The following is an 18,196-nucleotide window of genomic DNA, read 5'->3' as shown; positions in this document are numbered from 1 at the left end:
GGCCGGCGTACCGCCCCGGCCTATGCTGACCCCATGGATCTGTCCGCCGCAGCCTCGGAGCTCTATGCCTTGCTGCCGGGCGAGTTCACAGCCACCCGGAACGAGCGGGCCAAGGCGGCACGGGCCGATGGGAACCCTCTGCTCGCCAAGCAGATCGGGCGCCTTCCCAAACCCTCCACCGCGGCCTGGGCGGTCAACATGCTGGCGCGGCGTCGCGCCGATGAGATCGCCAACGTGCTCGACCTCGGCGAGGAGCTGCGGCGCGCCCAGGAGGAGCTGGATCCCGCGAGCATGCGCGAGCTTGGCCAGCAGCGGCACCGCCTCCTGAGCGCCGTCGTCCGTGAGGGACGCTCGGTGGCCGAGGAACTGGGAGTGGGCATAAGCGATGCCGCCGCTTCTGAGATGGAACAGACGCTCCGGGCCGCCGTGGCGGATCCCGATGCGGCCGCCGCCGTCCGGAGTGGCCAGCTTGTCCGCACTCTCTCGAGCAACGGCATCGAGCCCGTGGACCTCGCCGGGGCCGTCGCCGTCCCGGGAGCGCTCCCCGAACGGGACACCACGCGCTCCGAGACTTCCGGGAAGCGAACGGGGAAGCGGTCTGCGAGCGCGCCCGAGGGTGAAGCCAAGGAATCGGCCAGGGCGCCAGTCAAAGCGCCGGCCAAGGAGACGCGCGAGAGCGACCGAGAGGCTCAACGGCGTGCCGAGGAAGCCGAGAGGCGGCGTGCCGAGGAAGCCAGGGAACGCGAGCGCGAGGAGGCGCAGGCCGAGCTCGACGAGGCCGAGCGCGGAGCAAAGCAGGCTTCGGAGGAACTGACGGAGGCTGAGCGGAGTGTGTCCGAGACGGCCGCGCGGCGCGAGGGGATCTCGAAGGAGCTCGGCGAGCTGCGCGAGCGGATTGCCGAGCTCGAGGATCAGCTCGAGGCCGTCGAACGCGAAGCGGGCTTCGCGGAGCGCGCGAGGAGGCTTGCCGCACGGCTTGCGGAACAGGAGCGCCGCGCAGTGGACCGGGCGCGCGAGCGGCTAGACCGCCTCTCCTGAACCGCCGCGCCCGGTGCGGTAGCAGAACGTCACAAGACCTGTGCCATCCATCACAAAGGGCCCGTCGCGAGGCAGGTGCATGGCAAAGTCGATAGTGCCGCGCTCAAAGAGGAGCCGGTGCCAGGTGCGGAATCGCTCTAAGACGGGCGGCCGCGCACCGGCAACGACCATCAAAGAAGGCAAAGGCGCATGAGCTTTGATAGCCACTCGGTAACCCTCAAGATCTGGGACCCCTCGACCCTCGACCACACGTTGGATGCAGCCATCACCCACGTCTCGACCAAGGCCAGCGCTCCGCGCGACCGGGTCAAGGTCGTCCGGAGCGGGCCGGACACCTTCACCGTCCATCTCTCGGAAGACTGAACCCGGAGCTGAACCAAGCGAAAGCCGGGGCGGCATTCTGCCGCCCCGGCTTTCGGCTGCTTGGGTTCGGTTCAGGCTCCAGTTGCCGCGCTCACTTGGTAGCCGACTGCTGGCCGGGCCGCAGCGATGGCGAAGCCTCGATCCCGGAAGCTTCCTGCATCCCCCCAAGGACTGCGGTGATTGCTTCCTGAGAACTACGCTGCGCTTCCCACCCGAGCTCCTCGCGCGCACGGCGCGTGTCCATCACGGGCACTTGGAGCGCCATGTCGATCCAGCCAGGGTCCGAACGCTGGAGCCGAAGCTCCCAGGAAGCCCAGACCAGGCTTCGGAGCGCTCCCTTGGGAATCGGGACCGAGCTTCGCGCGCCGACGACGGGCGGCAGGGTCGTGCGGTCGAGGACCGGCTCCGCGGCGATGTTGAATGCCCCGCGCGCGCCCGAGACGAGCGCGAGGCGGTACGCCTCCGCGACGTCGTCCGCATGGACGGCCTGGAAGACCATGCCCGAGGGCATCGGCAGGATCGGCGGGCGCAGCCTGGCGACCTGCACGGGGATGAACGGCCCGAGGAAGAACCGCCCGACCTCCGAGGCTTGACCTGACTGGAAGATGAGGCCGGGCCTCAGCCGCGCGATAGCCACCTCGGGGTGCGCTTCCTCGATGTCGTCGAGCAACCGTTCGACGGCGGCCTTGTGCCGGCTGTAGTGGGACGTGTGGATGCCGCCGGTTGGCCACCTCTCGTCAACCCGGCGGTCCTTCGGGGCTGGGCTATAGGCGCCGACCGAGGACGCGTAGACGATCTGGCGGACCCCCGCAGCTATGGCGGCATTGAAGACGTTCGAGCTGCCCGTGACGTTGGTTGCGTAAAGCTCGGACTCTCGGTGATTCGGCTGGATGAGCCAAGCGAGGTGGACGACGGCGTCGCAGCCTGCGAACGCCTCTGCGAGCTGGGCTGGGGCGGCGGCCGTGCTGATGTCCACGGGCCGCCACTTCGCATGGCGATAGGGCTCCGCGCCGGCGTCCGGGGTGCGGCGCTCGATGCCGATGACGTCATGGCCCCCTTCCGCACCGAGGCGGCGCAGCAGAGCAGTCCCGACGTTTCCTGTGGCTCCCACGATGGCGATGCGCATGTGCGTGCTCCTTCGGAATCCGTGATCCTCCCCTTCTCCTGCCCAGTGCCAGAGGGGGCAAGCAACCGAAGTCCGGGCTGGCCCTCGAATAGACTGGCCATTCAGTGCTGTCGTGAGGAGGGGGAGAGGGTTGTCGCTCGATCAACTGCTCGAGCTGCCCTTCGAAGCTGCTGTCGCCGCCCTCTTCGTCGTCGTCCTGTTCCGGACCAATGGCACCTACTGGCTCGGTCGGGGCCTCGCCGCTGGGTACGGAAGGACCAGATGGGCGAAGCGGTCGCGGCCCGGAAGGCTCGCGCGAGCTCGCCGGCTCATCGACCGTTGGGGCCCCCTCGCCGTCGTACTGACGTTCCTGACGGTCGGTCTCCAGACAACCGTCAACCTGGCTGCCGGGATGGCACGTATGCCCCTCCGCTACTACGTTCCCGCGACCGTCGTCGGGTCTGCGGCATGGGCTTTGATCTACGCCACGGTCGGCTTGGCCGCCGTCGAGCTTGTCCTGGAGCACGCCGCGGCATCGCCGTGGGCGTGGGCGGTGGCGGGCACTGGGGTGAGTATCGTCGTCGTCCGCTTCACGCTTGGGGTGCGCCGCCGCGGGAAGCCCGCCCACGCGAATGCCGTTAGGGTGGACGAGGCGCGCGACGGCGCCGCCCCGGAGGAAGGGAACACCGCGTGACGGAGACGCAGCAGGCGAGCGAGCAGATCGAGCTCGCGACGGGCGACTTCTACTATGAGGACCTCGGCAGCGGACGTTACCGCTCGACCATTCATGCCCAAGGTGCGTGGAACGCGCATGAGCAGCACATGGCGCCCCCATCAGGACTGCTCGCTCACGCACTCGAACTCCACGAGCCCCGCGAGGGCCTGAGGATCGCCCGGATCAGCTACGAGATCCTCGGGCTGATCCATGCAGGGGAGTGCACGGTCACCACGAAGACTCTGCGGCCGGGCCGCACGATCGAGCTCATCCAGGCCGAACTCGCGACGAAGGGGCGCGTCGTCATCCGTGCCACGGCTTGGCGGCTCGCCCAGAGCGACACGTCATCTGTCGCGGCAGTTGAAGATCCGAGGATTCCCTCGCGCGAGGAATGCCAGCGCTGGGATGGAACGACAGCATGGCCCGGCGGGTACATCCGCTCGCTCGAGATGTATCAGGCTCCGCATCACCGCTCGGGCAACGGGACGGTGTGGATCCGCACACCGTACCCCTTGATCGACGGTGTCCCGAGCCCGGATTGGGTGCGGCTCATGGGCCTCGTGGACACCGCGAACGGGATTGCGACCCGCGTCCCGCCCGGCCCGGGCAGCTGGGCGTTCCCGAACGTCGACCTGCAGGTCCACCTCTACCGGCAACCGTCGGGAGAGTGGCTTGGGATCGACAACGCCGTTTCTTTCGGTACCGACGGCATCGGCCTCACGTCCTCGGTTCTGCACGACGACGACGGCCCATTCGGCCGAGCGGAGCAGATCCTGACGATTCGCCGGACCTGAGCATGGGTGCCTGGAATGACGGTGCTATGGCACCGCTCGCAGTCATCGAGGACCGAGACACGAGCGACGCTGCCGCGCAGCTCGCCCGAGCGGCCGAGCTCTTGGACGAGGTCAAGCGCGGTCTGCGGGGGGCGACGCTGCGGCTCTACCGGCCGCTTCCGACGATGGCGTTCGGCCAGCGCGACACCCGCCTGCCGGGCTTCGAGGCTGCGCGCGCCGCTTCCCTTTCCCGGGGCTTCGAGCCGGTAGTGCGGAAGGCCGGCGGCCGCGCCGCCGCCTATCACGAGGGCACGCTCATCGTGGACCACATCGAGCCGGCGGCCGAGGCGATGGTGGGCCACCGGCATCGCTTCGAGGTCTTCGGGGAGCTTTACGCGGAGGTTCTCCGAAGCGTCGGGGTCGATGCGCGGGTCGGGGAAATCCCCGGCGAATACTGCCCGGGCGAATACAGCGTGCACGGGGTGCCGCGGGAGGGGACGACGGCGGGGGGCGGGCTTGAACGTCCGATCAAGCTTGTCGGTACGGCGCAACGCGTAGTCTCCGGTGCCTGGCTCTTCTCGTCGGTGTTCGTGGTGAGCGATGCGCTGCCGGTCCGCGCGGTGCTCACTGATGTATATCGCGCACTCGAGCTCCCGTTCGACCCGAGCACCGCGGGGGCGGCGGACGACCTCGTCCCCGGCCTCACGGTTGACGCCGTCGAACAGTCCCTCTTGGCGATGTACGCCGAGCAAGGGGCCTTGGCTGCGGCTCACTGAGGCGTCAGCGCGCTCGCGTTCGGCTTGGGCAGCGGCCCAGAGGACCTTCGGCCCTAGGAGGCATGACGGCCGCGCTCGACACTGAGGAGCAGGGGCGGAGTAGGCCGCTCTTGAGCTCGTCGTTGGAGGGGCGGTGGCCCGATCGAACTTCCTGGACCGATTCCGCCCTGTCGGGTCGCCTGGACCCGCTGCCCGCAGCGGGGTGCCGGCCATGGACGCGGTCGGCCCGGACGCGGAACTCGGAGTCGTGTTCGGGGCACTGGCCCCGGAACTCGAGCAAGCCGAGGCACTCGTCAACGATGCGCAGAGGGAGTCCGAACAGGTGCTCGCCGTGGCGCGGACCGCTGCGGATGACGTGCTGTCCCACGCCCGGCTTGAGAGCCCCGCTGCCCGCCGCCGGAGCTACGAAGCCGTGCTTGCGGCGGCTGCTCAGGAAGATTCCCGGCTCGAGGAACAGGCGAGCGCCGAAGCCGCCGAGCTGGAGCGTTCGGGGCAGGACCGCATTCCCGCCACTGTCCAGCGCCTGATTGAACGGATCTTCCGCTCGGCGGCCACAACGTGAGCGCGGGGTGGACGGCGGCAGCGGTGCGGGCCGGCGCCCTCGCCCGCCAGCGGCTCGGGGCTGGGGGGTGCCAGGCCATCGCGGTTCAGACCGGGCTGGAGGATGCACTCGCGCTTCTCGCCCCCTCGGCCTACGGCCGGTTCGTCCGCGAGGCGCACTCGCTTGAGGAAGCCGCCCACGGGACGCGGGCCGCCGTCCTCTGGGAGTTGCGGGTGCTCGCTGGGTGGCTTCCGCCTTCGGGAGCCCGGCTCGCGAGGGCCCTTGCCGCCGGATTCGAGCGTGAGAACATCGTTGGCCTCGCGCGGCGTCTGGCGGGGCAGCCTGCGCCGCCGCCCTTTGACCTCGGGACTCTCGCCACGGCATGGCCCAGGCTTGACAACGCCGCCTCGCTCGCCGCGCTCGGGTCCGCTCTCACTCGCACTCCTTGGGCGTCGCCTGCAGAGGGCCTCCCACTTCGGGACCGGCTTACTTTGGCATGGCTGCGTCGACTTGTGTCAGTCGCTCCCGCGACCCGCGAGTGGCAGGTCAATGCGGTCGTCCTCCTGGTCCTGCAGGACCGACTTCTCCTCCGCCGCGCCACCCCACCTGCCGCGCTGCGGGAAGCGGCGGCCCGCACGATCGGGAGCTCATGGGAGACAGCCGGGACGCTCGAAGAACTCCGCGCGGCCCTCCCACCGTCGGCCCGCACCATCCTCGGCCGGATCGACAGCGTCGAACTCGGATGGCGCGTCGAGGCGCAGCTACGCCGACGGATCGAGGACGACGCGCTTTCCTGGGTCCGCGCGCCTCGGCTCGGCCCGCTCAACGTTCTCGGCGGCATCGCCGTCCTGGCTTCGGATGCGTGGCGCCTGCGCGCGGCGCTCGCTTCTGCGGCCCATGGCGGCCGGCCGGACGAGGTGCTCGATGTCGTGGCGTGACCGGCTGACCCCCCTGCGCATGCAGCGCATCGGTCTGGTGGCACTCGAGGAACGGCTCTCGGACGTGCTTCGCACCCTCGCTCGGGCAGGGCTTGTCGAACTGGACCTTCCATACACGCCCGGTCCGTTCGGAAAGGGCCGCGACGAGGCGGAGCTTGAACGGGCCCTCGCTTCTGCCGTGCGCTCGGGGCCGCTCGCCGGCTTCGCGGGATGGACCCCAGCGCAGCACCTACCCGTCCTGCAGGAAGCCATGGCCGCGCAGGGCGCCGCGGTTGTCCCGTTGCAGAGGCCCCGCGGGAAGGCGCCACCGACCCTCTTCACCCCGCGGGACTCCGCCTCGGCCGCAAGGAGTCTTGTGGACACGTACGGAACCGTCCCGTACGAGGATGTCGATCCCTCACGCCTGACCGCGATTGCCTACGTAGTCATGTTCGGCATGATGTTCGGCGACGTCGGCCACGGCCTCATCCTCGTCCTGGCCGGCCTCCTGATGCGCTCCGGGAAGATCCGGATCCTGGCCGGAGTCAGGAAGATGTGGTCCTTTGTGGCGGGGGCGGGGGCCGCGGCAGTCGCGTTCGGCTTCCTCTACGGGGAGGCCTTTGGCCCGACCGGCGTCGTTCCGGTGCTGTGGCTCGAGCCCCTGTCCAACCCCGTGCCGTTACTGCTGACGGCCATCGCGGTCGGCGGTGCCCTACTCGCGATCGCCTACGCGATCGGGACGGTGAACCGCGTCCGTGAAGGCGGCTGGGCTCAAGCGCTGTATTCGCGGGCCGGTCTCGCTGGGTCGCTGCTCTTCGCTGCGCTGGGGCTGCTCGCGTGGGGGATCATCGCAGGCTCCGCTCCGCTCACGGTGAGCGGCGCCTTCACGGGCGGCGCGGCGCTCGTACTCATTTTCCTGGGGCTGTTCGCTGCGGCCGGGGGAGGCCCGGAAGGGGCGGTTGAGGCGAGCATTGAGGTGGTAGACGCGGTTGTGCGACTGGGCTCGAATCTCGTCTCCTTCGCACGCCTTGCTGCGTTCGGCCTCACCCACGCGGCTCTGGGCGCGGTGGTCTGGGACGGGACGACGGCGCTGTGGGGGCCGGATCTTCGAGCAGCAGGCGCCGTGCTCCTCTTCGTTCTCGGCAACGCGGTCAGCTTCGCCCTCGAAGCGCTCGTCGCAGGCGTGCAAGCCCTGCGCCTCGAGTACTACGAACTCTTCTCCCGCATCTTCCAATCCGAGGGACGGCCCTTCCTGGAATGGGCACCCGTCCTCTCTTCCAGAGAAGAGGATTCGGCAGTCAGATTGAATGCGGGTATCCGGTCGGGAAGGCAGGTCAACTGATGGTGTGGATCATCGTGGCACCTCTCGCGCTGATGGTAGCCGCACCCGCCGCCGTGGCCATAAGACGCTGGCGGAAGAAGGCCCTCGGCTTCCTGCTTGCAGGCAGTGCGGGAGTCGCGCTGACCGCGGTCCTGGTCACTGCCTTCGCGCCGTCGGCCCACGCTGCAGGCAACGCAGCGACGACGGCGGGAGCGGGCGGATCGGCGCTCATCGCTGCGGCGATCGCCGTAGCAGGCTCGTCCCTTGGCGCGGCCATCGCCGTCGCCTACACCGGCTCGGCGGCCCTCGCGGCCATGAGCGAACGTCCTGAGATGTTCGGCCGGGCCATGGTCGTCGTCGGCCTCGCGGAGGGCATCGCGATCTATGGGCTGGTCGTGGCGATCATCCTCATCGGAAAGGCGTAGACGCATGCCGCCGGCCGTCGTCGCCCTCGGCGAGTCCTCCGCACTCGCCGGCTTCGCCATGGCGGGAGTGCGGGTCCTGGCCGCAGAGGATTCGGCGGAGGTTCGGCGCCGCTGGGCGGACCTGCCCCCGGAGACCGGCCTCGTAATCCTGACGAACCGCGCGGCCGAGGCGGTAGCCGACCTGTCCGATCCCGCCAATGCCCCTCTCGTGGCGGTGCTGCCGCCGTGAGCACCCTGAACAGCGCTGCGGAGGCCGCACTCGGTCCGCTGAGGGAAGCGCTTCGGCGGTCCGCTGAGGGCATGGCAGACCAGATGGTTGCTGACGCACGACGGCGGGCGGCTTCCTTGAGGGCCGAAGCGGAGGCCGAAGCGCGCCGCATCACGGATGGCGCGGCGGCCCAGGGCGAGGCAGACGCGAGAGCGGATGCGCGCTCCCGCTCTTCCCGAACGCGCCGGGCAGCACGGGAGCGCGTGCTCGCGGCACAGGAGGCGCTGAGGCTCGAACTGCTGCGTCAGTTGCGCGACGGTGCTGCCGCGGCTCGCCACGATCCTCGCTACGGCCTCCTTCTGGCCAAGCTGGCGGCGAAGGCCCGCGAATCGCTCGGCGCCGATGCGGTGCTCACGGAGAGTCCGGAGGGAGGCATCGCTGCCGTCGCGGGAACACGCCGGCTCGACCTCTCTCTGCCCGCTCTGGCCCTCCGGGAGGCCGAGCGCACACCTGAGGAGGTCTCGCAGCTGTGGCTGGAGTGACCGATGCGGCCGGCGGTAGGAGGGCCGGTCGGATCGTGCGTGTGAACGGCCCTCTCGTCGAGGTCGAGGGACTTGAGGGTCTGGCCATCCTCGAACTCGTGCGGCTCGGCCCCCACGGCATCAGCGGTGAGACGATCTCGGTGACCGGGACGCGGGCGATTGTCCAGGCCTACGAGTACACCGGCGGGCTCGCCTGCGGGGACCGGGTTGACGGCACAGGCAGCCCACTGGCGGGTCTCTTGGGACCCGGACTCCTAGGCGGTGTCTTCGACGGTCTCCTTCGCCCTCTCTCCTCCGAGTCGCTGTGGCTCACTGCCGAGCGGGACGAAGGCGTGCTCTCGGGGGGCGTTGCGAAGACATGGAACTTCTCTCCCACTGCCGCCCTGGGAAACGAGGTCTCGCCCGGAGACCTCCTTGGGGTGATCACAGGTTCGGGCTCCCTCGAACACCGAGTGCTTGTGCCCTCGACGACAGCCGGCGAGATCACCTGGGTCTCAGGACCGGCTCCCCTCAGACTGTCAGACCCCGTGGCGCGCGTGGGCGAGCGGGAGGTGGCCCTCGGCGAGAGATGGCCGATCCGCCGTGCGCGTCCGTTCCGTGAGAGGACGGCCGACGTCGCGCCCCTCCACACCGGGCAGCGGGTGCTCGACCTGATGTTCCCTCTGCCCCTCGGCGCTGCTGCGGCCGTCCCGGGAGGCTTCGGCACGGGCAAGACCCTGCTGCTCCAGCAGATCGCCAAATGGAGTTCGGCCGATGTGATCGTCTATGTGGGCTGCGGCGAGCGCGGGAACGAAATGGCGGACGTCCTCGCCGGGCTCTCGGAACTCGAGGACATCCGAACCGGAGGCCGACTGATCGATCGGACCGTCATCATTGCGAACACCTCGAACATGCCGATGATGGCGCGCGAAGCAAGCGTGTACACCGGGCTGACGGTCGCCGAGTACTTCAGGGACATGGGCTACGACGCGCTTGTCATCGCCGATTCGACCTCTCGCTGGGCGGAGGCGCTCCGCGAGTTCGCAAATCGCAACGGCGAACTTCCAGCCGAGGAAGGCTATCCCGCGAGCCTCGCTTCGAATCTGGCCGCCTTCTACGAGCGCGCCGGCCGAGTGGTGACTCTCGGAGGCAGGGTCGGCTCCGTCACTGTCGTGGGCGCCGTCTCGCCCCCTGGCGGGGACATGACCGAGCCGGTGACGACGGACACCGAGCGCTTCGTGCGCTCGCTTTGGCTTCTCGACCCCGACCTCGCATATGCCCGCCACTATCCCGCCGTGAGCTGGTCGGGGTCCTTCACCCGGGACCTCGACGCCATCGCAGTCTGGCACGGCACGAACGGCAACGAGGCGTGGGCAAGCCAGAGGACGCGGGCCTCGGTCATCTTGAGCGAAGCGGATCGCCTCGCGGCGCTCGCCGAGGTCATCGGAACCACCTCGCTGCCCGGCCATGAACGCGTGACGATACTCGGCGGACGGCTCCTGCGCGAAGGCGTGCTGCGGCAGAATGCGCTGAGCAGGAACGACGGCTACTGTTCCACCGAGAAGGGCATAGCCCTTCTCGGACTGGCGCTCGCCGCGGTCGACACGTGCCACGAGCTGATCGACCGCGGCGTATCCGCGGCCACCATCGAGCAGGCTGACTACGGGCTCGTTCTTCGGGCCGCAGAGGAGACGGCCTCCGACGACGCAGCCGGCGTCGTCGGACGGCAGGAGACGTTGCTGCGTCGTCTCGCGGAGCTCGCGTGAGCAGCCGATCGCGGACGATCGCAGAGGGCCAGGATCGGGCCCCGTCTGTCGCCCACGCCGACGTCCGTGAACTCCGGGGCCCCCTTCTCGTGGTCGGCGGAGCCGAAGGCGTCGGCTGGGACGAGTTCGCCGAGATCGATTCGCCCGACGGCGCGGTGCGGCACGGGCTGGTCCTCGAGGTCAGAGGGGATCTGGCGACACTCCAGGTCCTCGAACCAACAGATGGGCTCGCCTTGGGGGGCCTCGAGGTACGGTTCGGGGGCCAACCGCTGCACATCCCCGTGGGCCGCGGATGGCTGGGACGAGCCTGCAACGGACGCGGAGCGCCTCTGGACTCCGGGCCTCCCGTCGGGGGAAGCCTCGTGAGGCCGATCAACGGATGGCCCCTCAATCCCATCCATCGCGAACCTCCCCAAGAGCCTGTGGTCACGGGGATCTCCGCGGTGGATGCACTGATGACGGTAGTCAAAGGGCAGAAGCTGCCGATCTTCTCCGTTCCGGGCCTTGCGCACCTGGACCTGGCAACCCAGATCGCAGCTCAGGCCACGGCTTCCGGCAGTTCCTTCCTCGTAGTGTTCGCAGCGATGGGGATGACCCATGCCGATATCGCCTTCGTGCGGGACAGGCTTGAGGAGCGCTCCTCGGCATCCGAGCTTGTGCTGTTCCTCAACGCGGCGGACGATCCGGTGATCGAGCGAATCCTCACTCCGCGAATCGCTTTGACGGTTGCCGAGCACCTTGCGTACGAGGAAGGCGTCGACGTACTGGTCATCATGTCGGACATGACGAGCTATGCAGAGGCGGTTCGGGAGGTGGCTGCCGCACGTGGGGAAATCCCGGCTCGCCGCGGTTACCCAGGTTACCTCTACAGTGATCTGGCCAGCATCTACGAACGGTGCGGACGGGTGCGCGGCCGGGAGGGCTCGGTCACGATCATGCCCGTGCTCACCATGCCTGCCGGGGACATCACGCATCCCGTGCCGGACCTCACCGGATACATCACCGAGGGTCAGATCGTGCTCTCGGCAGATGTCGCGGCGCGGGGCATCTATCCACCTGTCGACGTGCTGTCCTCTCTCTCCCGGCTCATGCGAAGCGGCGTAGGGGAGGGGCGAACGCGGAAGGATCACCTCCACGTCTCGGCACAGGCACTCTCCGCCCTCGCACGCGCACGGCAGACGGCGGAGCTCGCCGAGCTCGTCGGCACGGCGGCGATGAGCGAGACCGATCAGAGCTACCTCGCCTACCGGGAAATGCTCGAGAAAGAGCTCCTGAACCAGGGCAGGTCCGAGGCCCGAAAGATCAATGACACCCTGAACAGGGTGTGGAGAGCGCTCGGCAGCCTCCCTCGGCGGGAGCTGAACATGATTCCGCAAGCACTCGTCGAGCAGTACCTTCCGGAGGAAGGCGAGCTTCCGTGAGGGCTGCTGGACGTGCTGCGATCGTTGCCGCTGAACGGCGGCTCTCTGCTGCCCAAGCTGGGGCCCGCATGCTCGACCGGAAGCAGCGCATCCTCGCGGAGGAGCTGGGCCGGCGGGAAGCCGAAGCTGCACGTGCCGCCGAAGAATGGCGGAAGCGCGCGGAGGACGCCCGGCGATGGCTTCGCCGCGCGGAAGCGCTCGACGGCGCGGACCACCTCGCCGAGGCAGGCTCCCAGCAGGAGGCAACGGTCGGCGTCGTCTGGGGCACGACGCTTGGCGCCGCTCACCCGGTTGGGAACGAGTGCGTTCTTCCCCCACTGGAACCGAGCGGCGGCGGCTGGTCGCTCCATCGATGTGTGGCCGCGCACCGTGACGCCGTGTTCGCGGCGGCTGCGAGCGCGGTTGCCGACCGCGCGGTGCTTCTTCTGGCTTCCGAGCTTTCGGGAACTCGCCGCAGGCTGCGAGTACTCGAGAAGCGGCGTATTCCTAGGCTCGAACAAGAGCTGCTCGAAGGCCGCCGCCAGTTGGAGCAGCAGGAACTCGAAGAGCTGCTGAGGATGCGTTGGGCGACGCGTGACTAAGCTCTTCTTCGGTTGAAGGCTTCGGCCACTCTCGTCTTCACCTGCGAGAAAGGCGTCCATTGGCACCAAGAGAACGGCCCCTGACTGAGCGATCGAACCGCGTCGGACCGCTTGGGTTCGTGCTCGCGTTCGGGCTCGTGAGCATGCTCGCCGACGTCGTCTACGAGGGGGCGCGCTCGATCACCGGCCCGTTCCTCGCCACTTTGGGTGCCTCCGGTGCCTTGGTCGGCTTCGTGACGGGCTTCGGCGAGGCCGTCTCGCTCGTCCTGCGCCTCGGCACCGGGCCATTGGCCGACAGGACCCGTCGCTACTGGCCGCTGACGATAGCAGGGTACCTGGTCACCATCGTGGCCGTGCCGCTGATGGCGCTCGCCCAGACCCTCTGGCAGGCCTCCCTGCTGGTGGTCGCGGAGAGGTTCGGCAAAGCAGTGCGCACTCCAGCCCGCGATACCATGCTCTCCCACGCAGGGACGGTCGTGGGGCAGGGGAAGGCCTTCGCGGTTCACGAGGCCCTCGACCAGTCAGGGGCCTTCGTCGGGCCCCTGCTCGTAGCGCTCATGGTGGCCGTCTCCGGCTTCCAGGCTGGCTTCGCGATCCTGGCCATTCCCGGGGTCTTGGCCGTGATAGCGGTCCTCTGGGTTCGACGCGCTGTGCCCTCGCCCGAGCGCTACGACCGCGACCACCCGCAGGGCGCTGCCGGAGGGCCCAAGCCAACCGAGGGTGCCGTGCGGCTGCCGCGCACCTTCTGGTGGTACAGCACCTTCACGGCGGCCTCGATGCTCGGCTTCGCGACCTTCGCCGTGATCTCGTACCACCTCGAGGTGCGCAGCGTGCTTCCGGGGCCGCTGATCCCCGTGGCCTACGCAGTCGCGATGGGCGCGGCTGCCCTCGCCGCCCTTGGTTCGGGTGCCCTGTACGACAGGCTCGGACTGGGCGGCCTCCTTATCGCGCTCCCGCTTGCGGCCGCGGTCCCGTTCCTTTCGTTCAGCACTGAAGTCGCCCTCGTCTGGGTCGGCGCCGCGGTGTGGGGAGCAGCAATGGGCATGCATGAATCAACCCTTCGCGCAGCCGTCGCAGACCTGGTCCCGAGCGCCCACCGGGGCACGGCCTACGGCACCTTCACGGCGATCTACGGTCTCGCCTGGCTCGCGGGCTCGACCATCATCGGTGCGCTCTACGAGGTCTCGATCCCGGCCGTCGTCGTCTTCACCCTTGCGACCCAAGCGCTCGCCCTCGCCCTCATGATTCCGCTCTTGCGGGAAGGGCGAAGGGGCCACAGTCGGTCAGCCGGCTGACTCGTCCCGCGGAGGCTCCCACCCTCTCAGGAGCGCGACGAGCTCTTCTGCTTGCGCCAAATTCCTGGCCAGCTTGTCGCGGCGTCGTTCCGCCTCAGCGATGAACTCGCCCAGATCTGCTCCGTGCGGAATCGGCGAAGCGTCCAGCAGCAGGCCGAGGATCTCGGCCATCTCCTCAAGGCTGTAGCCCATGGGCTTCATGCGCTTGATGAGCTGGAGCCGCTCGACATCGTCTTCCTCGTAGACCCGGAACCCGCCCTGGGTCCGCATGCGCGCGGGGAGGAGACCGACTTCGTCGTAGTGGCGGATCGTGCGCAGGGACAGGCCCGTGCGCTCCGCGAGCTCACCGATATGCACCCCCACACTGTAGCGGGATTCCACATCTACCCTTACGTGAGGGTAGAGTTGAAGGCATTCCCGACGCACCACTTTGAGGAGACCTGTGCCTGCCCTCGCCCACGTGACCGAGACCCCGGAGGAGGCCCAGTCCGTCCGTCGAGCGCTGCGGACCCCGCGAAGGCTGAAGACGGAGGTGCTAGGCGGCCTCGTCGTCGCCCTCGCCCTCATCCCGGAAGCTCTCGGGTTCGCCATCGTCGCGGGTGTCGATCCGCGCGTCGGGCTCTTCGCGTCCTTCACCATGGCCGTGACCATCTCGATCGTCGGGGGCCGGCCGGCAATGATCTCCGGGGCCGCGGGGTCGACCGCCCTCGTCATCGCTCCGCTCGTGAAGTCGCACGGCACGGACTACTTCGTCGCCACCGTCATTGTCGCCGGAGCCCTGCAGGTGCTGCTCGGTCTCCTCGGCGTCGCGAAGCTCATGCGCTTCGTTCCCCGTTCGGTCATGGTCGGCTTCGTGAATGCCCTCGCGATCCTCATCTTCTCTGCCCAGCTTCCAAACCTCATCGGTGTGCCATGGGCCGTCTACCCCCTCGTCGGTGTCGGCCTGCTGATCGTGTTCGTGCTGCCCAGGCTCACCCGCGCAGTGCCGGCTCCGCTCGTCGCCATCATCGTGCTCACGCTCGCAGCCGTCGTCGTCGGCCTGCACGTGCCCACTGTCGGCGACAAAGGCCAGCTGCCCCATAGCCTGCCGACCCTCTTCTTCCCGCACGTGCCGCTGGACCTCCACACCCTGCAGATCATCGGCCCCTACGCGTTGGGCATGGCGACCGTGGGGCTCCTTGAGACTCTCATGACGGCCAAGTTCGTCGACGACATCACCGATACCGGCTCGTCGAAGACCCGCGAGGCGTGGGGGCAGGGCATAGCGAACATCGTCACCGGCTTCTTCGGCGGAATGGGCGGGTGCGCAATGATCGGCCAGACCATGATCAACGTCAAGGCCGCTGGCGGCCGCACCCGCATCTCGACATTCCTTGCCGGAGCGATCCTGCTGCTCCTCGTCGTACCCCTCGGGAACATCGTTGCACTCATCCCGATGGCGGCCCTCGTCGCCGTCATGGTCTTCGTCTCGGTGTCCACCTTCGACTGGCACAGCATCCACCCCTCCACCCTGCACAGGATGCCGAAGAGCGAGACCGCCGTCATGGTGGTGACCGTCGTCGTGGTCGTCGCGACCAATAACCTCGCCATCGGCGTCGGCGCCGGTGTGCTCGTGGCGATGATCCTCTTCGCACGGCGGGTGGCGCACTTCGTCACCGTGAAGCGCGAGATTGTCGAGCGCGACGGCGTCGAGACCGCCGTGTACACGGTGGACGGCGAGTTGTTCTTCGCCTCCTCGAATGACCTGTACAGCCAGTTCCGTTACGCCCACGACCCTCAGCGCGTAACGATCGACATGCACGACTCACACGTCTGGGATGCATCCACGGTCGCTGCACTCGACGCGGTGACCGAGAAGTACCGGCACCACGATGTCGAAGTCACGATCGTGGGGCTGAATGCGGGATCTCAGGCGATGCATGACCGCCTGAGCGGGAAACTCGCCGCGGTCAGCTGAGGGAACGGGAACCGGTGTAGGGTAACAACATTTGCAGGATGCACAGTAGTCGATCCCGACGACCGACGCTCACAACTCTCGACACCAGATCGGAGCCCGACCATGAGCAAGGAAGCCCCCGGCAGGAAGTGGCCCGTGAGCGTCGCCTTAGCTCTCGGGAAGCTGCTCGCGCTCGTGGCGGTCAGCTCGGTGTGCGGCGTTCTGGTGGCGGGCCTCATGTCACCCGCAGTCGCCGCTTCGGCAGCAGCGGCCAACGGCTCCGTGCAGTTCTTCGACAGCCTGCCGAGCGATCTGAAGGTCACACCGCCAGCGCAGGTGACCCGGGTCCTGGCCTCAGATGGTTCGCTGATCGCGACCCTGTTCACCGAGAACCGCACCGATGTGCCTTTGAGCCAGATGTCGATGAACATGCGCAACGCGATCGTCGCGATCGAGGACTACCGCTTCTACCAGCATGGCGGCATCGACCCCATGGGAATCCTGCGCGCCCTCACGGTTGATGCGGGCGGGGGCCGTCAGGGCGCCTCGACGCTGACCCAGCAGTATGTGACGAACGTGCTCAATGAGGACCTCGTCGCCCAGGGCAAGGGCTCGGACGTGGTCCTCAACGGCGACAAGACGATCGGGGACAAGCTTCGAGAGATGAAGCTCGCGATCGGTCTGGAGCAGCAGGAGTCCAAGGACCAGATCCTCCAGGGCTACCTGAACATCGCCCCTTTCAGCGGCAATGCCTACGGGGTCCAGGCCGCGGCCCAGTACTTCTTCTCGGAGGACGCGAAGGACCTGAACCTGCCCCAAGCGGCCCTGCTCGCGGGCCTGGTGAACGGGCCGGGCTACTACGACCCGACCGCCTACCCCGACAGGGCGGTCGCCCGACGGAATCTCGTGCTGGACGCGATGCTCGAGCACGGGTACATCGACAAGGCCCAGCACGACGCGGCCGTCAAGGCCCCTCTCGCGCTCAAGCTGAACCCGCCCAGGCAGGGCTGCCAGTATGCGGCGCAAGCCCCGTACTTCTGCGACTTCGTCCTGCACCAGGTCGAGAACGACCCCGCGTACGGGGCCACCGCCAAGGACAGGGTCCAGCGGGTCACGAGCGGAGGGCTGACGATCAAGACGACGCTCGACCCCCGTCTGCAGGGGCCGGCCCAGCAGCAGGTCGACGCCACGACCGGGCCGCACCCGGACAAGTGGGGAACCTCTCTCGTGACGGTCCAGCCCGGAACGGGGAAGATCCTAGCCATGGCGCAGAATTCCCGCGAGCTCGCCGGCCAGGGCACCGACTTCGTCACGAGCTACAACTTCAACGTCGACAGCGCCGACGCCAACGGCAACCCGCTCGGCGGGGTGGGGGGCATGCAGCCCGGCTCGACCCTCAAGCCCGTGACCCTGGCCGCCTGGCTGGACGAGGGCAAGCCCACCAACCAGGTCGTGGACGCGTCCCGGCGCGTGTACCCCCTGAACTATCCCTGGCGGGACACCTGCACCAAGGTCACCGGCGCGTACGACGACGCCGAGGTCGGCCAGGGAGCGACCAATGACCTCCAGAACGACGAGCCCGGCTGGTACCGGCCGATGACCGTGAGGGAGGGCATCGCCCAGTCGATCAACACCGCAACCTTCGCCTCCGCGGCCGGCCTGAACGACTTCTGCGACATCCAGCGCGCGGCAGATGCCCTCGGGCTGCACAAGGGCGACAAGGCCGGGGACAAACTCAACCTCTCCACCCTCGGCAACCTCCTCGGCGGCGAGAATGTCGCCCCGCTGACGATGGCCAACGCCTTCGCCACCTTCGACGCCGACGGGACGTACTGCACGCCGATCTCCATCACGGAGGTTGACGACGCCCACGGCAAGAAGATCGGCGGCCAGAACCAGAGCTGTCAGGCGAACGCCCTCAAGCCCGGGGTCGCTCAGGCGGCGACGAACGTCCTCCAGGATGTCGTGACCAAGGGCTCAGGCCTGCTCATTCCCGAGAAGCTCGGCGTCCCGGACGCGATGAAGACCGGCACCAACCAGTACAACAACCAGACCTGGGTCGTCGGATACACCAAGGGCCTGGCCACGGCCTCGTTCTTCGGCGATCCCTTCAACTCCACAGCCAGGCTCGGACGCAACCTGACGGTCAACGGACACTTCTATCCCGTCGTCGACGGCGCCTACATCGCTGGCCCGCAATGGGCCCAGTACATGCAGCATGCGTACGCGTACTACGACCACGGGAACTTCGATCCGCCGCCCCAGAACCTCATCACGGGCGCGGCCGCGCCGAAACAGCAGCCAGCCCACCAATCCGGAAGCGGCTTGAGTGTTCAGCCTCCAGCCAGCCCCGCGCCGCCCGCCCGGAGCGGCAGAGGCAAGGCAAAGGGCAAGGGCTGAGGGAGGCCGCGCGGCCTCTCGAGCCGTCGCTTCTGGTTTCCCGATCGCCGAGCCGGGGAACCATGTAACATGCATTATTTGCAGATTGGCAGCA

The 18,196-nt window shown here is 68.4% G+C and carries 19 protein-coding genes; 17 read left to right on the top strand and 2 right to left on the bottom strand.

Going from position 1 to position 18,196, the window contains the following annotated elements; genetic code table 11:
* Positions 1-33 precede the first annotated feature (33 nt).
* Complete coding sequence (locus LK10_RS06615; protein ID WP_043121348.1) at positions 34-1,038, top strand: hypothetical protein; 1,005 nt, start codon at positions 34-36, stop codon at positions 1,036-1,038.
* A gap of 189 nt (positions 1,039-1,227) precedes the next feature.
* Positions 1,228-1,401, top strand: coding sequence for a hypothetical protein (locus LK10_RS22235; RefSeq protein WP_197061873.1), 174 nt, complete (start codon positions 1,228-1,230; stop codon positions 1,399-1,401).
* Between the two features lie 91 nt (positions 1,402-1,492).
* Here LK10_RS22235 and LK10_RS06610 read toward each other — a convergent pair whose 3' ends face one another.
* Complete coding sequence (locus LK10_RS06610; RefSeq protein ID WP_043121346.1) at positions 1,493-2,527, bottom strand: NAD-dependent epimerase/dehydratase family protein; 1,035 nt, start codon at positions 2,525-2,527, stop codon at positions 1,493-1,495.
* Positions 2,528-2,657: 130 nt separating this feature from the next.
* Between LK10_RS06610 and LK10_RS06605 the strand changes: the two genes are divergently transcribed.
* From LK10_RS06605 to LK10_RS06545, 13 genes are all read left to right on the top strand, one after another.
* The gene (locus LK10_RS06605; RefSeq protein WP_043121343.1) at positions 2,658-3,200 is read left to right on the top strand and encodes a DedA family protein; all 543 of its coding nucleotides are present in this window, start codon (positions 2,658-2,660) and stop codon (positions 3,198-3,200) included.
* The gene (locus tag LK10_RS06600; protein WP_043121341.1) at positions 3,197-4,015 is read left to right on the top strand and encodes a thioesterase family protein; all 819 of its coding nucleotides are present in this window, start codon (positions 3,197-3,199) and stop codon (positions 4,013-4,015) included. Before LK10_RS06605 ends, LK10_RS06600 begins: the two co-directional genes overlap by 4 nt.
* Before the next feature lie 26 nt (positions 4,016-4,041).
* A complete protein-coding gene (locus tag LK10_RS06595; protein WP_156144070.1) occupies positions 4,042-4,770 on the top strand; it encodes a lipoate--protein ligase family protein in 729 nt (242 codons plus the stop codon).
* Positions 4,771-4,903: 133 nt separating this feature from the next.
* Positions 4,904-5,332 (top strand): hypothetical protein, encoded by a 429-nt coding sequence (locus LK10_RS06590; protein WP_043121336.1) that lies wholly within the window; start codon positions 4,904-4,906, stop codon positions 5,330-5,332.
* A complete protein-coding gene (locus tag LK10_RS06585; protein WP_043121333.1) occupies positions 5,329-6,249 on the top strand; it encodes a hypothetical protein in 921 nt (306 codons plus the stop codon). The genes LK10_RS06590 and LK10_RS06585 overlap by 4 nt, the downstream gene beginning before the upstream one ends.
* Entirely contained in the window at positions 6,236-7,570 is a 1,335-nt protein-coding gene (locus LK10_RS06580) for a V-type ATPase 116kDa subunit family protein (RefSeq protein ID WP_043121329.1), read from the top strand. The genes LK10_RS06585 and LK10_RS06580 overlap by 14 nt, the downstream gene beginning before the upstream one ends.
* Positions 7,570-7,974, top strand: a complete 405-nt coding sequence (locus tag LK10_RS06575) for an ATP synthase subunit C (protein ID WP_197061872.1) — start codon at positions 7,570-7,572, stop codon at positions 7,972-7,974. The genes LK10_RS06580 and LK10_RS06575 overlap by 1 nt, the downstream gene beginning before the upstream one ends.
* 4 nt (positions 7,975-7,978) lie before the next feature.
* A complete protein-coding gene (locus LK10_RS06570; RefSeq protein WP_043121325.1) occupies positions 7,979-8,203 on the top strand; it encodes a V-type ATP synthase subunit F in 225 nt (74 codons plus the stop codon).
* Positions 8,200-8,724 (top strand): V-type ATP synthase subunit E family protein, encoded by a 525-nt coding sequence (locus LK10_RS06565; protein ID WP_043121323.1) that lies wholly within the window; start codon positions 8,200-8,202, stop codon positions 8,722-8,724. Before LK10_RS06570 ends, LK10_RS06565 begins: the two co-directional genes overlap by 4 nt.
* Positions 8,712-10,469, top strand: coding sequence for a V-type ATP synthase subunit A (locus LK10_RS06560; RefSeq protein WP_156144069.1), 1,758 nt, complete (start codon positions 8,712-8,714; stop codon positions 10,467-10,469). The genes LK10_RS06565 and LK10_RS06560 overlap by 13 nt, the downstream gene beginning before the upstream one ends.
* The gene (locus LK10_RS06555; RefSeq protein ID WP_269429490.1) at positions 10,466-11,890 is read left to right on the top strand and encodes a V-type ATP synthase subunit B; all 1,425 of its coding nucleotides are present in this window, start codon (positions 10,466-10,468) and stop codon (positions 11,888-11,890) included. Before LK10_RS06560 ends, LK10_RS06555 begins: the two co-directional genes overlap by 4 nt.
* Positions 11,887-12,471, top strand: a complete 585-nt coding sequence (locus LK10_RS06550) for a V-type ATP synthase subunit D (protein WP_043121321.1) — start codon at positions 11,887-11,889, stop codon at positions 12,469-12,471. Before LK10_RS06555 ends, LK10_RS06550 begins: the two co-directional genes overlap by 4 nt.
* Positions 12,472-12,530: 59 nt before the next feature.
* The gene (locus tag LK10_RS06545; protein ID WP_231567647.1) at positions 12,531-13,766 is read left to right on the top strand and encodes an MFS transporter; all 1,236 of its coding nucleotides are present in this window, start codon (positions 12,531-12,533) and stop codon (positions 13,764-13,766) included.
* On the opposite strand, the gene LK10_RS22230 is transcribed toward LK10_RS06545, so the two are convergent.
* Positions 13,755-14,123 carry a MerR family transcriptional regulator gene (locus tag LK10_RS22230; protein WP_052207050.1) on the bottom strand — a complete coding sequence of 123 codons (369 nt, stop codon included), beginning with the start codon at positions 14,121-14,123 and terminating at the stop codon, positions 13,755-13,757. The two genes, LK10_RS06545 and LK10_RS22230, sit on opposite strands and share 12 nt — an antisense overlap.
* Before the next feature lie 85 nt (positions 14,124-14,208).
* On the opposite strand from LK10_RS22230, the gene LK10_RS06535 reads away from it, so the two are divergent.
* Together LK10_RS06535 and LK10_RS06530 are read left to right on the top strand one after the other, a co-directional pair.
* The gene (locus tag LK10_RS06535; protein ID WP_043121316.1) at positions 14,209-15,723 is read left to right on the top strand and encodes a SulP family inorganic anion transporter; all 1,515 of its coding nucleotides are present in this window, start codon (positions 14,209-14,211) and stop codon (positions 15,721-15,723) included.
* Between the two features lie 102 nt (positions 15,724-15,825).
* Positions 15,826-18,102 (top strand): transglycosylase domain-containing protein, encoded by a 2,277-nt coding sequence (locus tag LK10_RS06530; protein ID WP_043121312.1) that lies wholly within the window; start codon positions 15,826-15,828, stop codon positions 18,100-18,102.
* Positions 18,103-18,196: the final 94 nt, after the last annotated feature.

The sequence above is a fragment of the Sinomonas humi genome (genome assembly GCF_000802235.1).
In the GTDB taxonomy this organism is placed as follows: domain Bacteria; phylum Actinomycetota; class Actinomycetes; order Actinomycetales; family Micrococcaceae; genus Sinomonas; species Sinomonas humi.
This window is presented reverse-complemented; position numbering and strand designations above follow the sequence as displayed.

Coding starts and splice junctions, on each gene's coding strand:
- LK10_RS06615 (WP_043121348.1), top strand. CDS start 34: ATGGATCTGTCCGCCGCAGCCTCGGAGCTCTATGCCTTGCTGCCGGGC.
- LK10_RS22235 (WP_197061873.1), top strand. CDS start 1,228: ATGAGCTTTGATAGCCACTCGGTAACCCTCAAGATCTGGGACCCCTCG.
- LK10_RS06610 (WP_043121346.1), bottom strand. CDS start 2,527: ATGCGCATCGCCATCGTGGGAGCCACAGGAAACGTCGGGACTGCTCTG.
- LK10_RS06595 (WP_156144070.1), top strand. CDS start 4,042: ATGGCACCGCTCGCAGTCATCGAGGACCGAGACACGAGCGACGCTGCC.
- LK10_RS06580 (WP_043121329.1), top strand. CDS start 6,236: ATGTCGTGGCGTGACCGGCTGACCCCCCTGCGCATGCAGCGCATCGGT.
- LK10_RS06575 (WP_197061872.1), top strand. CDS start 7,570: ATGGTGTGGATCATCGTGGCACCTCTCGCGCTGATGGTAGCCGCACCC.
- LK10_RS06570 (WP_043121325.1), top strand. CDS start 7,979: ATGCCGCCGGCCGTCGTCGCCCTCGGCGAGTCCTCCGCACTCGCCGGC.
- LK10_RS06530 (WP_043121312.1), top strand. CDS start 15,826: ATGAGCAAGGAAGCCCCCGGCAGGAAGTGGCCCGTGAGCGTCGCCTTA.